This is a genomic window from Streptomyces sp. NBC_01013 (assembly GCF_045162765.1).
Classification (GTDB): Bacteria; Actinomycetota; Actinomycetes; order Streptomycetales; family Streptomycetaceae; genus Streptomyces.
In genome coordinates this window covers 6,640,641-6,657,812 of record NZ_CP108687.1, presented here as the reverse complement: position 1 = coordinate 6,657,812, position 17,172 = coordinate 6,640,641, and the positions used below count along the sequence as shown (strand labels likewise).

At 71.0% G+C, this 17,172-nt stretch carries 11 protein-coding genes; 5 read left to right on the top strand and 6 right to left on the bottom strand.

From position 1 onward, the window contains the following. Positions 1-133: 133 nt before the first annotated feature. Positions 134-1,186: a lytic polysaccharide monooxygenase gene (locus OG538_RS29005; RefSeq protein WP_406098398.1), complete on the top strand. Its 1,053-nt coding sequence runs from the start codon at positions 134-136 to the stop codon at positions 1,184-1,186. A gap of 31 nt (positions 1,187-1,217) precedes the next feature. Here the strand turns inward: OG538_RS29005 and OG538_RS29000 are convergent, their stop codons facing one another. From OG538_RS29000 to OG538_RS28990, 3 genes are all read right to left on the bottom strand, one after another. After that, positions 1,218-2,111 (bottom strand): esterase/lipase family protein, encoded by an 894-nt coding sequence (locus OG538_RS29000; RefSeq protein ID WP_406098397.1) that lies wholly within the window; start codon positions 2,109-2,111, stop codon positions 1,218-1,220. A gap of 189 nt (positions 2,112-2,300) precedes the next feature. Continuing rightward, entirely contained in the window at positions 2,301-3,299 is a 999-nt protein-coding gene (locus OG538_RS28995; protein WP_406098396.1) for a hypothetical protein, read from the bottom strand. Further along, the gene (locus OG538_RS28990) at positions 3,296-6,823 is read right to left on the bottom strand and encodes a DNA polymerase III subunit alpha (RefSeq protein ID WP_406098395.1); all 3,528 of its coding nucleotides are present in this window, start codon (positions 6,821-6,823) and stop codon (positions 3,296-3,298) included. The genes OG538_RS28995 and OG538_RS28990 overlap by 4 nt, the downstream gene beginning before the upstream one ends. Before the next feature lie 112 nt (positions 6,824-6,935). On the opposite strand from OG538_RS28990, the gene OG538_RS28985 reads away from it, so the two are divergent. The 3 genes from OG538_RS28985 to OG538_RS28975 all read left to right on the top strand — a co-directional run bounded on the left by OG538_RS28985 (position 6,936) and on the right by OG538_RS28975 (position 9,253). Continuing rightward, positions 6,936-8,000: a DUF3533 domain-containing protein gene (locus OG538_RS28985; RefSeq protein WP_406098394.1), complete on the top strand. Its 1,065-nt coding sequence runs from the start codon at positions 6,936-6,938 to the stop codon at positions 7,998-8,000. Between the two features lie 45 nt (positions 8,001-8,045). Continuing rightward, positions 8,046-8,597, top strand: a complete 552-nt coding sequence (locus OG538_RS28980) for a hypothetical protein (RefSeq protein ID WP_406098393.1) — start codon at positions 8,046-8,048, stop codon at positions 8,595-8,597. 158 nt (positions 8,598-8,755) lie between these two features. After that, complete coding sequence (locus OG538_RS28975) at positions 8,756-9,253, top strand: phospholipase (RefSeq protein ID WP_406098392.1); 498 nt, start codon at positions 8,756-8,758, stop codon at positions 9,251-9,253. 168 nt (positions 9,254-9,421) lie between these two features. Here OG538_RS28975 and OG538_RS28970 read toward each other — a convergent pair whose 3' ends face one another. Next, positions 9,422-10,507 (bottom strand): S1 family peptidase, encoded by a 1,086-nt coding sequence (locus OG538_RS28970; RefSeq protein ID WP_406098391.1) that lies wholly within the window; start codon positions 10,505-10,507, stop codon positions 9,422-9,424. A gap of 419 nt (positions 10,508-10,926) precedes the next feature. On the opposite strand from OG538_RS28970, the gene OG538_RS28965 reads away from it, so the two are divergent. Further along, positions 10,927-11,802, top strand: coding sequence for an alpha/beta fold hydrolase (locus tag OG538_RS28965; protein WP_406098390.1), 876 nt, complete (start codon positions 10,927-10,929; stop codon positions 11,800-11,802). Between the two features lie 52 nt (positions 11,803-11,854). On the opposite strand, the gene fxsT is transcribed toward OG538_RS28965, so the two are convergent. Together fxsT and fsxC are read right to left on the bottom strand one after the other, a co-directional pair. Beyond that, positions 11,855-15,790, bottom strand: coding sequence for an FxSxx-COOH system tetratricopeptide repeat protein (gene fxsT / locus OG538_RS28960; RefSeq protein WP_406098389.1), 3,936 nt, complete (start codon positions 15,788-15,790; stop codon positions 11,855-11,857). Beyond that, a complete protein-coding gene (fsxC, locus tag OG538_RS28955) occupies positions 15,774-17,129 on the bottom strand; it encodes an FxsC protein (RefSeq protein WP_406100360.1) in 1,356 nt (451 codons plus the stop codon). The genes fxsT and fsxC overlap by 17 nt, the downstream gene beginning before the upstream one ends. Positions 17,130-17,172 lie beyond the last annotated feature (43 nt).

Sequence of the window (17,172 nt, the reverse complement as noted above, 5' to 3'; positions counted from 1 at the left end):
CGGCTCCTTAAGGGCGTCATAACGATCGTCAGCAGCCCCTTCGCACGGGCTTTCCGGGGCCGGGCGGAGGCTAGCTTGCTGTTCCCGGGACGCCTCGCCCACCCTCGTGAACCGCTGAAGGAGTACCCCCGCCATGCCCGCCATCACTCCCGCCCGCCGCAGGGCCGCCGCCGTCGCCGCGTTCGGTGCGACGCCGCTCGTCCTCACCGTTCTGGCCGCCGCCCCGGCCTCGGCGCACGGCTCACTGACGGATCCGGTCAGCCGGGTCTCGGCCTGCTTCGCCGAGGGCCCGGAACACCCGCGGTCCGCCGCGTGTGTGGCCGCGGTCGCGGCGGGCGGCACTCAGGCACTGTATGACTGGAACGGCGTCAACATCGCCAATGCGGCCGGAAATCACCGGCAGTTGATTCCGGACGGCAAGCTGTGCAGCGCGGGCAACGACAAGTTCAAGGGGCTCGATCTGTCGCGCGCCGACTGGCCGGCCACCGATCTCAAGGCGGGCTCCCACACCTTCCGCTTCCGGGCCACCGCCCCGCACAAGGGTTCCTTCGCGCTGTATCTCACCACCGCCGGCTACGACCCGTCGAAGCCGCTGAAGTGGTCGGACCTGGAGGAGAAGCCGTTCGCCGAGGCCACCGATCCGAAGCTGGTGGACGGTTCGTACGTCTTCGACGGCACCGTTCCCGAGCGCTCGGGGCGCCAGCTGATCTACACCGTCTGGCAGCGGTCGGACTCCCCGGAGGCGTTCTACGCCTGCTCGGACGTGGTCTTCGGCGGTGCGGGCGCGAGCGGTACGAGCGGGAACGGTACGAGCGGCAGCGGTTCGGTCGCCGCCGTTCCCGCCCCGTCGGCGTCCGCGCCCTCCGAGCAGGAGATCGCGGAGGGTGCGGAGAAGTCCTCGGTCGAGCACGGCGGCCACGGTGACGACGACGCCGATACGGGCGCGGCCGTCACCGAGGCGGCCGGTCCTGCGGATTCCGGTACGGCCGGGACCGGGGCCAACGCCCCGGAGCCGGACAGCGCGTCCGGTGACGCCCCCGTCGCGGGAGTGGACAACCTCGCCGAGACGGGAGGCAGCGCCGCCACGCGCTACTGGGCCATGGGTGGTGCGGCCGCCATCGCACTGGGTGCGACCGCACTACTGGCCTCGGTCCGACGCCGGTCCGCCGCAGCGGCCCGGCGCTGACTCCGCTCCCGCCCGGTCCGGACGAAAGGCCCTACCCGATGGCCGAGGCGCACGTGGTCGAGGAGGCGTGCGCCGGGTCCAGGGCGTTCGCCACCTCGTGGTAGGCGATCCTGTCGATGGTCCCGATCGCCACGTGCTCGGACAGGTCGACCGGGCACAGGTCCTGGAGCAGGACGTTGCGTACGTCCGGCCCGTCCAGGAACTGTGTCCGGTACGGGGTCACGACCTCGTCGTACCTGGTCGCGATGACGGTGTAGTGCACGCCGGGCACGGTGTCGGGAACCGAGTTGAGCTTGGTGACGAAGGGCGATCCGGCCACCTGGTCGGCGAGTCCGGGCGTGCCGGCGTTGAGCAGGTCCTCGGCGCCGGGGAAGTACGGCAGCAGCTTGGTGAGGCCGAGGAGGGTGGTGCCGTGGTTGTCGGGCGCGAGCCCGACCAGGGCGTTCACCTTGGCCGCTCCGCCGAGGAACTTCAGGTAGTAGTTCGGCATCATGCCGCCCTGGGAGTGGCCGACGAGGTCGGCCTTGGGGGCCCCGGTGGAGGCGAGCACCTTGTCGACGAAGGTGGCGAGCTGCCCGGCCGACTTGTCGATCGGGCCGAGGCCGTTGAAGAGTGGCACGCCGGGGAGCTGCCCGTAGTCGAGCGAGTAGACGCAGTAGCCCCGGTTGACCAGGTAGGGCGCGAGGACGAGCCAGTTGTCGACCGAGTTCCCGAAGGTCCCGTGGACCAGCACGACGGGCCGGGGGTGGGCGGCGGAGGGCTTGCAGGAGTAGTCGTTCCAGCCACGGGAGGTGACCGTGGCGGCGGTGGGGGTTGCTGCGGCGGCAGTGGCCGTGGGGGTGGCGACTGCGGCGACGGCGAGGAGCAGTGCAGCGAGAGCGGTCCGCGCACGTGGGGTACGCGGCGCACGGGTCCAGGGCAGCATCGTGTGGTCTCCTTGCGGCTCAAGGGAATTGCGGTGTCTGTGCACCCTGCGGCCCGGACCACAAGTTCTGACGACGTTCTACGTGCTCATGCCAAATTACGCATGAGTAAGGTGGGCTGGGAAGTTACGCGTCGGTAAAAACTGGCCCGGCACTCGTCACAGCTTCAGGACGGTCCCCCCACGGGCAGTTCAGGCCGCGAGCCGCCCCGGCATCACGGCTTGCGGCCCGAATCTGTCCCGCAGCCGGTCCGCGACCGCCTCGATCCGCCGCGCCCGTTCGTCGACCGGGTCGAAGGTCAGCTGGTGCGCGGCCCGCCCGGCGTCACCGAGCCCCTCGGCGCGCAGCGCGATCCCCCGCACCCGGGCCCGTTGCAGGGCGAACGAGTCATGGATCCGGTAGGCGAGTGCGGTGAGTTCCGCGGAGTGCGCGGTGGGCTCGCGGAGCGTACGACTGCGGGTCAGCGTCGAGTAGCCGGTCCGGTCGGCATAGCGCACGGAGACCGCGAGCGAGCGGCACACCTGCCCCTCGCCGCGCATCCTCGCGCCCAGCTCCTCGGTGAGCGACATGAGCGCACGCCGCTGCCGCTCCCGGTCCAGCTCGTCGCGCGGGAAGGTCCGTTCGGCGGCGAGCGAGCGCGCCGCGGCGTTCGGCACGACCGTCGTACGGTCGATGCCGTGCGCCCGCTCCCACAGCTCGCGCCCCGTCCGCACCCCGGTGATCCGCTGCAGGGTGCCGAGCGGGGCGGCCGCGATCCGGCCGACGGAGTCGAGCCCGTATCCGCACAGGGTGCGGGCCGTCGCCGCCCCGACGCCGTCCAGCGCGGCCGCCGGCCGGTCCGCGAGGAAGGCGGCGGCCTCGCCGACGGGCACCACGAAGGTCGTCCCGGGCGCGGCCTGCCGCGCCGCCATCCGGGCCAGCATCGGGTTCTCGGCGGCCCCGATCGCGCAGTCCGCACCGTGCAGGGCCAGGGCACGGACCCGGATCACCGAGGCCAGCCCCGTCACGTCCCGCCCGAAATAGCGCAGTGCGCCCCGGACATCGGCGAGGGCGCCGTCGGGCGGCGCCGCCTCGATGAGCGGGGTGAACGAACCGAGCAGGGCGAGCAGTCCCGCATAGCCGGCGCCGTCCGGGAGGCCGCCGCCGACCCGGCGAAATCGCAGGCAGAGGATTCCGGGCTGCTCGCTCATCCCGCGCTCCCTGGGCTCTGGTGCCACAGCTTCCTTCCGGTGGGTGCCCCTTCGCCGGGCGGCTGAAGGTCGGACCAGGGATTCATCTCGTATCCGGTGGGCATCCGGATCCGGCGGCCGCCGTCGGCAGCGGGCGCCTCCTCCTTCGGAGCAACCGCCTCGGCGGGCACCTCCGCCAGCCGGGCCGCGACCGCGTCGAGCCCACCGGTGCGCCGCAGCTCGGCCAGCTCGGCGAGGTTCCAGGCGGCCGCGCCGACCACGCTCAGGCTCCGCGGCCCGCGCCGCTGCACCACCCCGCGCACCAGCAGCAGCCAGGAATGGAAGACGGTGTGCGCGCAGGCGGCATGGCTGTCGTCGAAGAAGGCCAGGTCGACCAGGCCCGTACCGTCGTCCAGGGTGGTGAAGACGACCCGACGGCCGGAGCGGATGGGCGGGGTCTGGGTGGCCGCCTTGGCGCCCGCGACCAGCACGGTGTCCCCGTGCCGCGCCTCGCGCAGCCGCTTGGCCGAGACCGCGCCGAGCTCCTTCAGGAAGGCGTGGTGATCGCCCATCAGATGGCGCGAGACGTCCATGCTCAGCACGCCCAGTTCGGCACTGAGCCGTTCCGCCTCATTGAGGTCGGGCAGGCCGATGGAGCGGGTGCGGTGCCCGCCGCCGAGGGGGAGCTGCGCGCCGGAGCCGCCGGAGCCCGCGCCGCGCTGGGCGCGGTGGAGTTCGGAGAGGTGCAGCAGCAGATCGCGGCGGTTGGCGCCGAACGCGTCCAGTGCGCCGACCTGGGCCAGCCGTTCAGCGGCCGGCTTCCCCGGCCGGGCCCGCTGCCAGAAGTCCAGCAGCGAGGTGTAGGGCTGCCCGGCCTCGATCCGGGCGACCTCGGCCGCACTGATCCCGTGGACGTCCGAGAGCGCCAGCCGCAGCCCCCAGGTGCCTCCCCTCTCTTCTTCGTCAGACACCAGTTCGATTCGATGGGTGGCCGCCGACCGGTTCACATCCAGCGGAAGCACCGGCACCCCGCGCCGCCGCGCGTCCGCGAGCAGCAGCCGTTTCGGGTACATCCCGGGGTCATGGGTGAGCAGCCCGGCGTAGAAGGCCGCCGGGTGGTGCGCCTTCAGCCAGGCCGACTGGTACGTCGGTACGGCGAAGGCCACCGCGTGCGCCTTGCAGAAGCCGTAGCTGCCGAACGCCTCGATGATCTCCCAGGCACGGGCGATCACCTCCGCGTCGTACTTGCGCGCCGCCGCGTGCTGGGCGAACCAGAGCCTGATCCGGCCCTGCGACTCGGGGTCGGAGAGCCCGCGCCGGACCCGGTCGGCCTCGTCCCGGCCGCAGCCGGTCATGATGTCGACCATCTCGATGATCTGTTCGTGGAAGACCACCACTCCGTACGTCTCGCGCAGCGGTCCCTCCAGGTCGGGGTGCGGATAGCGGACCGGCGCCCGGCCGTGCCGGGCCTCGATGAAGGGGCGGACCATGTCGGCGGCGACCGGGCCGGGCCGGAACAGCGAGATGTCGACCACCAGGTCGTGGAAGGTGGCGGGCTGAAGCCTGCCGACCAGATCGCGCTGGCCGGGCGACTCGATCTGGAAACAGCCCAGCGTCTCGGCGGTCCTGATCAGCCGGTACGTCTCCGGGTCACCCGGCTCCACGGCGTCCAGGTCCACCTCCTGCCCCGAGGCCCGCTTCACCTCCGTGACCGCGTGCGCCATCGCCGACTGCATCCGTACACCGAGCACGTCGAGCTTGAGCAGCCCGAGATCCTCCACGTCCTCCTTGTCGAACTGCGCCATGGGAAAGCCCTCGCCGCTGGTGGGTACGACGGGGGTACGCCGCAGCAGGGAGGCATCCGAGAGGAGGACCCCGCACGGGTGCATGGCGATGCCGCGCGGCAGCGCGTCCAGCGCTTCCACCAGCTCCCACAGCCGCCCGTACTTCTCCTTCTGACGCGCCACCTCGCGCAGTTCGGGCAGTTCCTCCATGGCCGTGCGGGCATCACGGGCCCGGATGTGCGGGAAGGCCTTGGCGAGCCGGTCGGTCTCGGCCGGGTTCATGGAGAGCGCGGCGCCGACGTCCCGGATGGCGTGGCGCACCCGGTAGGTCTCGGGCATGGAGACGGTGGCGACCCTTTCGGCGCCGAAGCGGCCGATGATCGCGCGGTAGACGTCGAGGCGGCGGGCCGACTCGACGTCTATGTCGATGTCGGGCAGCACGAAGCGGCGCTTGGACAGAAAGCGCTCCATCAGCAGCCCGTGCTCGACCGGGTCGGCGTGGGCGATGCCGAGCAGGTGGTTGACCAGGGAGCCCGCCCCGGAGCCGCGCGCGGCCACCCGGACCTTCATCTCCCTTACGTCGTCGACCACTTGGGCGACAGTGAGGAAGTACGAGGCGAAGCCGTGATGGGCGATGATGTCCAGCTCGTGGTGCATCCGGTCCCAGTACTCGCGCCTGCCGTCGTAGCCGCGCAGCACCATGCCCGCCGCGGCACGCGAGGCCAGCACCCGCTGGGCGGTGCGCCGGTCCGCGCCGACGAGGTGCGGCTCGGGGAAATGGACGGAGCCGAGGCCGATGTCACTCTGGGGATCGACCACGCAGGCGTCGGCGGTGCGCCGGGTCTCCGCGAGCAGCAGCGCCCCGGCGCCGGGGCCGAGTCCGGCGGCGGAGGCGATCCGCTCGGCGGTCTCCGCCATCACGCGGGAGTCCTTGAGCCAGCGCTCGCCGCTGTCGAGCGGGGCGCGGCGCGGGTCGACGGGGACGAGCCTGCGGGCGGAGTCGAGCACATCGGCGACCGGACCCTGACCCGGGTCGGCGTACCGGACGGCGTTGGTCAGCACGGCCCGCACCCCCTGCTCGGCAGCGAAGCCGACGGTACGGGCGGCGAGCCGCAGCGAACCGGGGCCGGTGCCGTCCCGGCCGTGGTGGACGGCTTCGAGCCGCAGGTCGTCGCCGTACACCTCCCGCCAGGGGGCGAGCAGGGCGGCGGCCCGGTCGGGACGGCCGGCCGTCAGCGCCCTGCCCACCTCGGAGGCGGGGCCGAGCAGCACGGTGAGCCCTTCGGCGGGCAGTGCGGACCGGTCGAGCAGGGGCCGGCCGCCGTCGGGCACGGCCGCATGGGCGGCGGTGACGAGGCGGCACAGTTCGGCCCAGCCCTGCGCGCCGTCGCGGGCGAGGAAGGTGACCCGGGGTGCGGATTCATCGACAAAGGCACCCCCGCGGACCGGGGTCCGCAGCCGGCAGGTACGCCCGTCCCCCTCCGCTCGCCCGGCGGGGACCACGGCGAGTTCCACCCCGAAGAGCGGTCGCACCCCCGCCCGCTCGCAGGCCTTGGCGAACCGGACCGTACCCGCCAGGGTGTCGACGTCGGTCAGCGCGAGGGCGTCCATCCCCCGCTCGGCGGCGCGCTCCGCCAGCCGCTCCGGGTGCGAGGCCCCGTACCGCAGGGAGAACCCGGAAACGGTATGCAGATGCGTGAACCCGGGCACCTGCACCTCCTGAACCAATCCGTACTCGCCACCCCCCTCGCTCTCCACCATAGACCAAGTTTCGAACATTCGTACGATACCCGGGGCGCGGGCCACCCCCGCCCTTCAACCATTCGGCCCGGCCCCGACTGCGTGAACGCCGGACACCCCGGACCGTGGGGGCATGACTTTCGCTGACGAGGTGAAGAACGCCGTCACTCCACGGGCCGCGCTGCTCGTCATCGGCGTACTGGCGCTGCAACTGCTGTTCATCGCGTCCTATGTCGGAGCACTCCACAACCCGAAGCCCACGGATGTCCCCTTCGGCGTCGTCGCACCTCAGCGAGTGTCCGCCCAGCTCGTCACCGAACTGAAGAACCTCCCCGGCGGGCCCCTGGACCCCCGGGCGGTCACCGACTCGATCACCGCCCGCCGGCAGATCCTCGACCGCAAGATCGACGGCGCCCTGCTCGTCAACCCCAAGGGCACGACCGACACCGTGCTGGTCGCCTCCGGCGGGGGTACCGTCCTGGCCACCACCCTGACGAAGATCATCAAGAAGGTCGAGTTCACCCAGCACCGCACGGCACGAGCCTTGGACGTGGCCCCGGCCTCGAACCAGGACTTCGACGGACTCTCCTCGTTCTACCTGGCCGTGGGCTGGTGCGTGGGCGGCTATCTCTGCGCCTCGATCCTGGCGATCAGCGCGGGCAGCCGTCCCGCCAACCGTCAGCGCGCGGCGATCCGGACCGGCGTCATGGCGCTGTACTCGATCGCGGGTGGAATCGGCGGCGCGATCATCATCGGCCCGATCCTCGGAGCCCTGCCCGGAAGCTTCTGGGGCATGTCGGGCCTGGGCGCCCTGACCGTCTTCGCGGTCGGCATGATCACGCTCGCCCTTCAGGCGCTCACCGGCATCGTCGGCATCGGCCTGGCCGTCCTGATCGTGGTGATCGCCGGCAACCCGAGCGCGGGCGGCGCCTTCCCGCTCCCGATGCTCCCGGACTTCTGGCGGGCCATCGGCCCCGCCCTGCCGCCGGGGGCCTCCACCTGGACGGCACGCTCGATCGCGTACTTCAGGGGCAACGCGGTGACCGGACCGCTGCTGGTGCTCTCCGCCTGGGCGGTGGTGGGCACGGTCATCACCCTGCTGATGGCGATGCGGAGGAAGCCGGACGAGGCGGAGCAGGCGGAGACGGCGGCGGCCACGCGGCCGGGGACGGGCGGCGCCGGGTCGACCCTGGCGTAGCGAGCACCATCCCGGCCAGGGGCCACGGCGTTAGCATCGACCCCCATGATCACACTGGTCGTCACCATCGGGCTCGCGTTCGTCGGCTACGTCGTCACCTATCTCAACGGTTTGCGCCTCGCGCAGCGCCAAGAACGCCTCGCCCGCGTGAACCGCCAGCTCAGCGACTTCTACGGTCCCCTGTTCGCCCTCACGGAGGCCAACAGCCGTATCTTCGCCGCGTTCATGGAGCGCAACGCCCGCCCCGACGGGAGGTCCCCCTTCGCCCACCGGACACCGCCCACCGAGGAGGAACTCGCGGAGTGGCGGCTGTGGGTCACGACCGTCTTCCTCCCGAACATCCGGGCCATGCGCGACCTCGTCCTCACCCACGCCGACCTCCTGAGCGAGCCGGTGATGCCGCCGCTCCTGCTCGAGCTGTGCGCCCATGTGTCGGGTTACGAGATCACGGCCGCCCGCTGGTCGCGGAGCAACTACGACGAGCACCTCTCGGTCGTGCCGTTCCCCAGCCAGGAGACAGCCGCGTACGCACGCAAGGGTTTCACCGAGCTGAAGAGGGAGCAGACCCGCCTGCTGGGGCAGCGGCGCGGCGGCTGACCCCTACGGCGATCTTCCGGAGAGTAGGGGGATCACCCCTCTAGGCATGGCAGGTACATGACTGCATGCTGGAGCGACCTCGTGCCACCCCGCGAGGCGAAGGCAGGCCGGCCGGTCAACGGCCGCCCCAACTTCCCCCCACCCCATGGAGGTTGCTCATGCGTCGCCGCGTCGCCACCCTGCTCGCCACTGTCGGCCTGTCGCTCCCGCTGGCCCTGTTGCCCACCGTCTCCGCCTCGGCGGCTCCCGCGGACAAGCCCCAGGTGCTCAGCTCCTGGACCCAGACGAGTGCTTCCAGCTACAACTCCTGGAACGCCGCCCGCAACAACAAGGGCGCATGGTCCGCGTACGGCTTCGACTGGTCGACGGACTACTGCAGCACCTCGCCCGACAACCCCTTCGGCTTCCCGTTCCAGACCGCCTGCGCCCGCCATGACTTCGGCTACCGCAACTACAAGGCCGCGGGTACGTTCTCCGCCAACAAGGCCCGCCTCGACTCCGCCCTCTACGCGGACCTCAAGCGCGTCTGCACCGCCTACTCCGGCGCGACGCTGACCTCGTGCAACGCCACGGCCTGGACGTACTACCACGCGGTCGACATCTTCGGCGTCGCACCGGCGAAGGCGGGCACCGCCAGAGTGTCCCCCACCGCCTGACCGGACCGCCCCCGGGAGGGACGGGGTTTCCGCCGGGGCGGCGGCCCGGGCCCCCTCGCCCTCCACGGACGAGCCCGCTCCCTCACCAGGAGCGGTCCGGGCAGCGGGCCCGCCCCTTCACGAGAAGGAGCGGGCCCGCTGTCGTCACGGCCGGAGCAGGAGCCCGCGTCAGCCGATCTCCGCCCCGAACGCCGCCAGTGCCTCCGGCACCGGCTGGAAGAACGTCTCGCCGCCCGAGGAGCAGTCGCCGCTGCCTCCCGAGGTCAGGCCGATCGCCGTGTCGCCGGCGAAGAGCGAACCGCCGCTGTCACCGGGCTCGGCGCAGACCGTCGTCTGGATGAGGCCGTTGACGATGTCGCCGTTCCCGTAGTTGACCGTGGCGTCCAGCCCGGTCACCTCGCCGTCGTGCACCTGGGTGGTGGAGCCGCTGCGCGTCACCGTCATCCCGACGGTCGCCTCGCCCGCCTTGGTGATCGGCTGGGCGGAGCCGTTGTAGAGGTCGACCTCGCTGGGGTGCGCGGTGTCGGAGGTGTACTTCACCAGGCCGTAGTCGTTGTCGGGGAACGACGAGCCCGCGTTCGTACCGATCTCCGCGCCGCCCTGGGAGTCCGACCAGCTGGAGATCGCCTCGGTGCAGTGACCGGCCGTCAGGAAGTACGGCGCGCCGTCCTTGACCACGTTGAAGCCCAGTGAGCAGCGCCCCCCGTTGCCCCAGATCGCGTCGCCGCCCGCGATGAACGGTGTGAACTCCCCGGCGGACCTCTTGAGCTCGGCCTTGCCGCCCAGCCCCTCGACCACCGAGCTGAGCCTCTGCCAGGCATCGCCCCTGACCGTGCGGTCCGCGGTGACGACCACCTTGTTGCTGACCGGGTCGACGGCCCACGAGGTGCCCGGGATCGTGGCCTTGCCGGTCAGGGTCTGCCGGGCCGACTTCAGCTCGGCGAGCGAGTTCTGCACGATTCTGGCCCTGCCGCCCGCCTGCCGCACCTGCTCGGCGGCGGCCTCGTCGACCACGTTCATCACGAGGTTCTTGCGCCCGGCGTCGTAGTACGCGCCCGCAGCGTCGGCACCCAGGTCCTTGCCCAGACCGGTAGCTAGCTTTCCGGCCGTCACCGCGTCGAGCGTCCGCGCGGTGAACTGCGGCACATCGTCACTGGCATTCGCACTCTGGAACGTCACTCCTGCCGCGACCACGGCGACCACGGCCGACCCGGCCAGCACTGCGCGCTTCCTGGACATGCGTCGATGCTTCAACTTCGACCTCCTGTGGGGCCGCGCACGGATGATGTGGGGTCGCCCGTACACGGAGGATGGGGCGCCCACTATTCCGACCGGGCAGATAGCACACAAGGTCGACTTCCGGACTCACACACGACGTCACCCGTTCACTCCCGGCACGTTCACTTACCCGAGGTCGGAGCTCGTCGATTCCGGGTGCGAACACCCCGAGCAACCGCGATGTCTGCAGCGGGTGAGGACTAGTCCTGTCCGGTATTCGCCCCTGTGGATCCGACCCCCGGCGCACGTCGGAGCAACCGCACCGCAGCCGTGCTTCGCCGGCCGCCCAGATTCTCCCCACGCGCCATCCCGGGATCGCCTCTGATGGGTCATCATCGGAGGGTGCGGGGAAAGCCGGACACGTCGTGTCCGCAGGAATCGCGAGGAGGCACGGAGTGCGCAGTCGGGTGCGCGCGGCCGACGGGCGGCAACTGGTGGTGGAGCGTCTGGGGGATCCTCGCGGGAGACCGGTCTTCCTGTTGCACGGGATGCCCGGCAGCAGGCTCGGTCCGGCGCCGCGCGGCATGGTGCTGTACCAGCGCAAGACACAGCTGATCACCTACGACAGGCCGGGATACGGCGACTCCGACCGGCTACCGGGCAGATGCGTCGCCGACGCCGTCCAGGACGTACGGGCCATCGCGGACCACATCGGGCTCGACCGGTTCGCCGTGGTGGGCCGGTCCGGTGGCGCGTCACACGCCCTGGCGTGCGCCGCGCTGATGCCCGAGCGGGTGACGCGTACCGCGGCGCTGGTCGGGCTGGCTCCCCGGGACGCCGAGGGCCTCGACTGGTTCGAGGGGATGGCCCCCTCCAATGTCCTGGCGTACACCACGGCACGGTCCGACCCCGACGGGCTCGCGGAGTCGTTCATCTCGCGGTCCGCGGTGATCCGGAAGAATCCGGTGCGGCTGATCGACGATCTGCGCCGGGAGCTGACCGACTCCGACCGGATGGTGGTCAACGACGCCGGCGTGCGCACCATGCTGCTGCGCAACTACCGTGAGGGGCTGCGCACCTCGGCGTACGGGTGGATCGACGACGCGCTCGCGTTCAGTCACCCGTGGGGATTCGACCCGGCCGACATCACCGGTCCGGTGCTGCTGTGGCACGGCGAGAAGGACGTCTTCTCACCGGTCGGGCACACTCGCTGGCTGGCGAGCCGCATCCCGGGCGCCACCGTCGTGGTGGAACCGGCGGCCGCACACTTCGACGCGCTGCACGCACTCCCCCGCATCCTCAACTGGCTGCTGGACACCTCCGAGGGCTGAACAGCGGGGCGGGGAGCCTCCGGCCGGTGCCGGAAGCTCCCCGCCCCGTGACTCACACCGCCTGCGGCTCCAGTTCACGCTGGAACCGGCGGTCGTCCCGGGCGATCCGGGTGAGCGGATGGTCGTCACCGAGCTGCCGGGCCAGCTCCTCGACCGTCTCCGCCCTGACGTGGAGTGCCTCGTCGTTGCGCCCGATCGCGTCGAGAGTGACCGCCATGTTCGACTTCATGGCCAGCGTCTCCGGATGGTGCGCGCCCAGCACGTCCCGGAACTGCACCGTCAGCGACCGCTCCGTCTTGAGCACCAGGTCGAGATCGCCCCGCTGCGCGGTGGCGTTGGCCAGGTTCATCACGCTGAACAGCGTGTTGGGGTGCTCCCGCCCGTACACCTCGCGCATCGAGGCGACCACCCGGGTCAGCACCGCTTCCGCCTCCTCGGCCGCACCGGTCCCCCAGAGGTAGACGCCCAGGTTGTTCAGCGCCGCCAGGGTGTACGGGTGCTTCTCGCCCGGCACCTTCATGTACTGGTCGACGACCTCCTGGGCGGCGTCCCGGGCCTCGGTCGCCTCGCCGGCCGCGAACAGGTCGGCCGCCAGATTGAGGTCACAGGCCAGCGACTCCGGGTTGGCGGAGGTGTACTTGGCCCGGTACCGGGCCCGGGTCGCCACCGTGAGCCGGCGGGCGTCCTCCAGCCTGCCCGCCCGCCGGAGCGAGACCGCCAGGCTCTTGGCCGCGCTGAGCGTGCCGGGGAAGGACCGGCCGAGTGTGGCCTTGTAGCTGTCGTACGTACGGCTGAGGATGCCGACCGAGTCCTCGTACCGGCCGACGTCCCGCAGGTCGCGGGCCAGGTTCATGGCCGAGGAGAGGCTGTACGGGTGCTCCTCGCCGAGCACCTCCCGGCGCCGGTCGAAGACGTCCTGGTCGATCTCGCGGGCCTTGGCGTACTGGCCGATGGACCGCAGGGTGAACGCCAGGTTGTTGGCCGCGGCCAGAGCCCTGGGATGCGAGTCGTGGAAGATCTGGTTGAACCCGTCCGTCGCCTCGGTCGCCAGCTCGATCGCCCTGGTGTACTCACCGAGGGTGCCGAGGTCCGTGGCCAGGCTGCTGGTGCTCATGTACGTGTGCGGATGCTCCGGGCCCAGCACCTCCCGCTGGGTCGCCAGCGTGATCTCGTCGAGCTCCTTCGCCTCCACGTAACGGCCGCGCGAGCGGTAGATGTTGGACAGGTGGAAGCAGAGGTAGAGGTACTGGATGTCCCGCTCGCCCAGCGTCTCGCGCCAGATCTCGCGCAGCTCCTCGCAGAGCGTGGTGGCCGTCCTGAAGTCACCGCGCTTCCACAGGTAGCGCACCCGGTCGATCAGGAGCCTGCGGGCCTCGGGCTCCTTGCAGTTGCGGGCGTCGGACGGGCCCAGGTGCGGCCATATCGAGGCGAACTGAGGCCAGTTGGCCGGGTTGTCGATCGGCTCGTCGTCATCGGGGCGAGCACCCGCCAGGATGCGGTGGACGGCGTGCCGGGCATCCCGCTGCTCCTCCTCGGTGAGCTGCGCCCGGATGACGGCCTGGACGAGCCGGTGCACCTGAATGGAGTTGGAGACCTGGTCGACCTTGGCGAGGGCGAACCGGCCGATCTCCCGGATGACCCGGCCGAGCACCAGCTTCTCCTGGAGGGAGGCGTCGTACGGCTTGAGCGCCTCGATCATCTCCTTGCTGTACAGCAGGTTCCCCGAGATCGGCTCGGGGGCGAAGAAGGCGCAGAGCTGGAGCAGCCGCACCGCGGCGGGCGAGCGCTCCTTGAGACGTTGGATGGAGATGTTCCAGGTCGCTGCCACCGGCTCGGGGTATCCGGCCGGCTGGTTGAGCGCCAGGACCTCCGGGGCCTGCTGGGCCAGCTGTTCCAGGTACGTGTCGATCGGAGTGGCGGTCTCCGCGATCCACGCCGCCGCCTGTTCGACGGCGAGCGGCAGGTCGCCCACCGCGGTGGCCACCTGGGCGGCGTCCTCGTCGCTCAGCCCCGGCGCCCGGCGCTGGAGGTGCTCGATGGACTCCTCGCGCAGGAAGACGTCGACGGGCAGCGCGTCGCCGTGCTGGGACCAGGCCTGGTTGCGGGAGGTGACCAGGATGTGGCCGGAGCCGCCCTGCGGGAAGTAGCGGCGGAGCCGCTCCGGGTCGTCGGCGTTGTCGAACACCAGCAGCCAGCGGTCCGACGGCACGCCGCGGCGCAGCAGATCGACGGCCTCCTGGGAGGCGGCGGCCATGTCGTCGCCGCCCTGGGCGCCCAGCCGTACGGCGAGTTCGGCGAGCCCGGCGACCACGTCGTCGGTCTGCTCGGACGATATCCACCAGACCAGGTCGTAGTCGGCCATGAACCGGTGCACGTACTCCAGGGCGACCTGCGTCTTCCCGACGCCGCCGAGCCCGTACAGGGTCTGCGGCTGCGGCAGCACGACGGCCATCCCGCCGCCGAGCTGGTCGCGCATCCGCTCCAGGACCAGGGAGCGGCCCGTGAAGCCGGGGTTGCGCGGCGGTGCGTTCCAGATCCGGGGGACGGTGCCGGGGAAGCGGGGGCCGGGCGAGACCGCGTCGGTGAGCTGAACGGGCCGGTCCAGGGCGCGTAACAGGGCGGCGGTGGCGTGCACTTCGTCGAGCCGGAACAGATCGACGGGATTGCGGTCGATGTAGGGCGCGGACAGCCGTACGTCGCCGACCCTGAGCGGCAGCAGATGACGCCGCCCGCCGCCCGGGTCCTCGGCGACAGCCCGGTCCCAGAGACTCACCGCGCGCTGCGACTTGAGGTAGGCGCTGGAGAGCAGGACCACGGTGCGGACCGCGTTCTCCGTGGTGACGGTCTTCGCGTCCTGGGGACCCCGCTCGGCGGACACGTCGCGGGGCACGACGCGGAAGCCGGCCCGCGTCAGGACGGACTCGATCCAGTCGGCCCACATCCGGTTCTCCGCCACATAGCTGAGGAAGAGATCGGCCGGCAGTGCGGGCCTGCGCCGGGTGAAGGCGTCCCGGATGCGCAGCCGCACCTCTTCGCCGACCGGGGGCATCGAGGTGATCTGCTGGGCCGTGATGACGGAGGTGAGCCGTTCGAAGGCGGAGAGGAGGGAGTTGGTGAGCCCCGCCTCGTCCCCGAAGGTGGCCAGTGTCTCCTCGTACGCGTAGTAGGGGCGGTACGGAATCTCCACCGCGCCCCAGTAGGCGGTGAGTTCGTCCCCCGACAGGTCGCGCGGCAACCGGTCGAACTTCAGCCGGGCCAGCGCCCGTCCGGCGTCCGCCTTCTCCTTCTCGCCCTCGTCGATCCGCATCGGGACGGGGAAGATGGAGATGGGACGGCCGGTGTAGCGCTCGGAGATCTGGCGGGCGACCGAGGCGGCGCCGTCGATGGACTGGTCGCTGAGGGTGAAGCAGTCGACGAGTACGTCGGGCAGGTGGACGGTGCAGATGTCGGCGATGTCGCTGAGGCCGGTACGGCTGTCGATGAGGACGTAGTCGTAGTTGGCCTTCATGTCGTCGCGCAGGGCGTCGAAGAAGTGGCCGCCGCCGAGCCGGTCGTAGAAGTTGTCCCAGTCGAACGTGGAGACGGTCGCGGAGTACTCGCGGTTCTGCCGTCCGGCGGAGACGAAGTCGAGCGTTCCGCCGTGCGGGAACTCCCAGCCGAGTGCCTCGGGGGTGAGCGAGACCGCGTGCGGCTGGATCCGCGCGTACTCCCGGTGCCAGTCGTCGGCCCGCTGCACCGGGCTGGTCGCGGCCCAGGCGTACTCGGTGATCAGATCGATGACACCGGTGGTGGCGCCGAGGGTCGAGGGGTCGAGGAACGGATGGAAGAACCGGTGGAGTCCGGGAGCTTCCAGATCCCAGTCGACGGCCAGTACCCGCTTGCCGTTGGCGGCGAGAATCCAGGCGGTGTTGGCCAGGGCCATGGTGCGCCCGGTACCGCCCTTGTACGAGTAGAAGGTGACGATGCGTCCGTCACGACTGGCCGTCATCCGTGTCCTCCGCATCCGTCGCAGCGTCATGTGTCTCGGGGATGTACTGGGTCTGCGCCATCGGTCCCATCAAGCGAGTCCGTTCGGTGGGTCCTCCGCCGCCGGTGGCGGGCAGATAGACGGCCGCGTGTCTCAGGTACTGCTGGGCGGCCACCTCGACCACCTGCGGCAGGATCTGGCCGAAGGCCTCGATGCTCGGTACGCCCTTGGCGGCGGCACGGCAGTAGGCCCGGCCCTGGCGCATCTTGGTCGGCATGGTCCGTTCGAGCTTGGCGGTCAGTTCGGCCTCCGCGGCTCTGCTCTCGTGGTCGTCGCGGTTCCACGGCACGACCATCGTCACCCAGGGGCGGTTCTCCGCGTCGAAGGCGGCGAGCCGTCTGCACCGGTCCTCGTCCTGGAGCGCCCATCGGTCGACGAGGAGGATCTCCGGTGTGGTGGGCTGCTTTCCGACCGGAAGGCCCGCCTCCTCGTCGAAGGAGGCGATGGTGGCCTGGTAGTTGAGGGAGCGCACCAGGTCCTCGGCGACATAGGCCAGGGGCCGTGCGGCGTCCGGGTGGTAGGGGTTCCAGTCCTGCGGGTTGTCGCCGTAGTAGTCGGCGTTGCGCCCCTCCGGCAGGTCGTGGCGGGTGGCGGCGGCGATGGTCACCTGCATGGGGCGGGGGCCGCCCGCGCCGCCGCCCGTCGAGCCGAAGGCACTGGGGGCCAGCCGGTAGTCGACGGGCCGGCCGGTGCCGATCCGTACGGTGTCGGCGACGCTGACGATGCGTTTGGCGAGCTCGTACACCGCACGCTCGTACTCCTCGTTGAAGAGTTTGAGCTTGATCAGCCCGTACAGTCCGTCGCTTACGTAACGGTCTCCGAAATCACGGTGGTTGAACTGTAATCGCTCGGCCGGACCGGGCAGCTGGCTGGGCGGCACCGGCACCCAGAGCGCCGGGACGATCGCCTCGGAGGGCTGGTTGGAGCGGGCCCGGTGATGGATGGCGCGCTGGGCGAAGGCGTACCACTCCTTGCCGCACATCTCACTGGCGAAGTAACGCGGCGAGAACAGCGGTACGAACACCCGGCAGGTGGCAAGCACCTCGCCGAGCCGTTCCGACCAGCCCTCGCCGGAGAGTATGTCCCGGTCGATGAAGCCCGCGGGGGCGCCCGCGGGCAGATCGGTCATGGCCATCACATGGCCGCAGAGATCCTGGAAGAGCCGTTCGACCCACATGTCGGGGTCCGTTCCACCGCCGTACCCCGGTGTGTGGGCGTAACTCAAGAAGAAGTACGGCCGATGGTCCGCCGCTCGCTGCTGCGTCGTCGCGTGCACACGACCCCCGTCCTGTGTGAGCACCCGCACCCGAGGAGTGAAGAGAATGCGAGCGAATTCATCATTC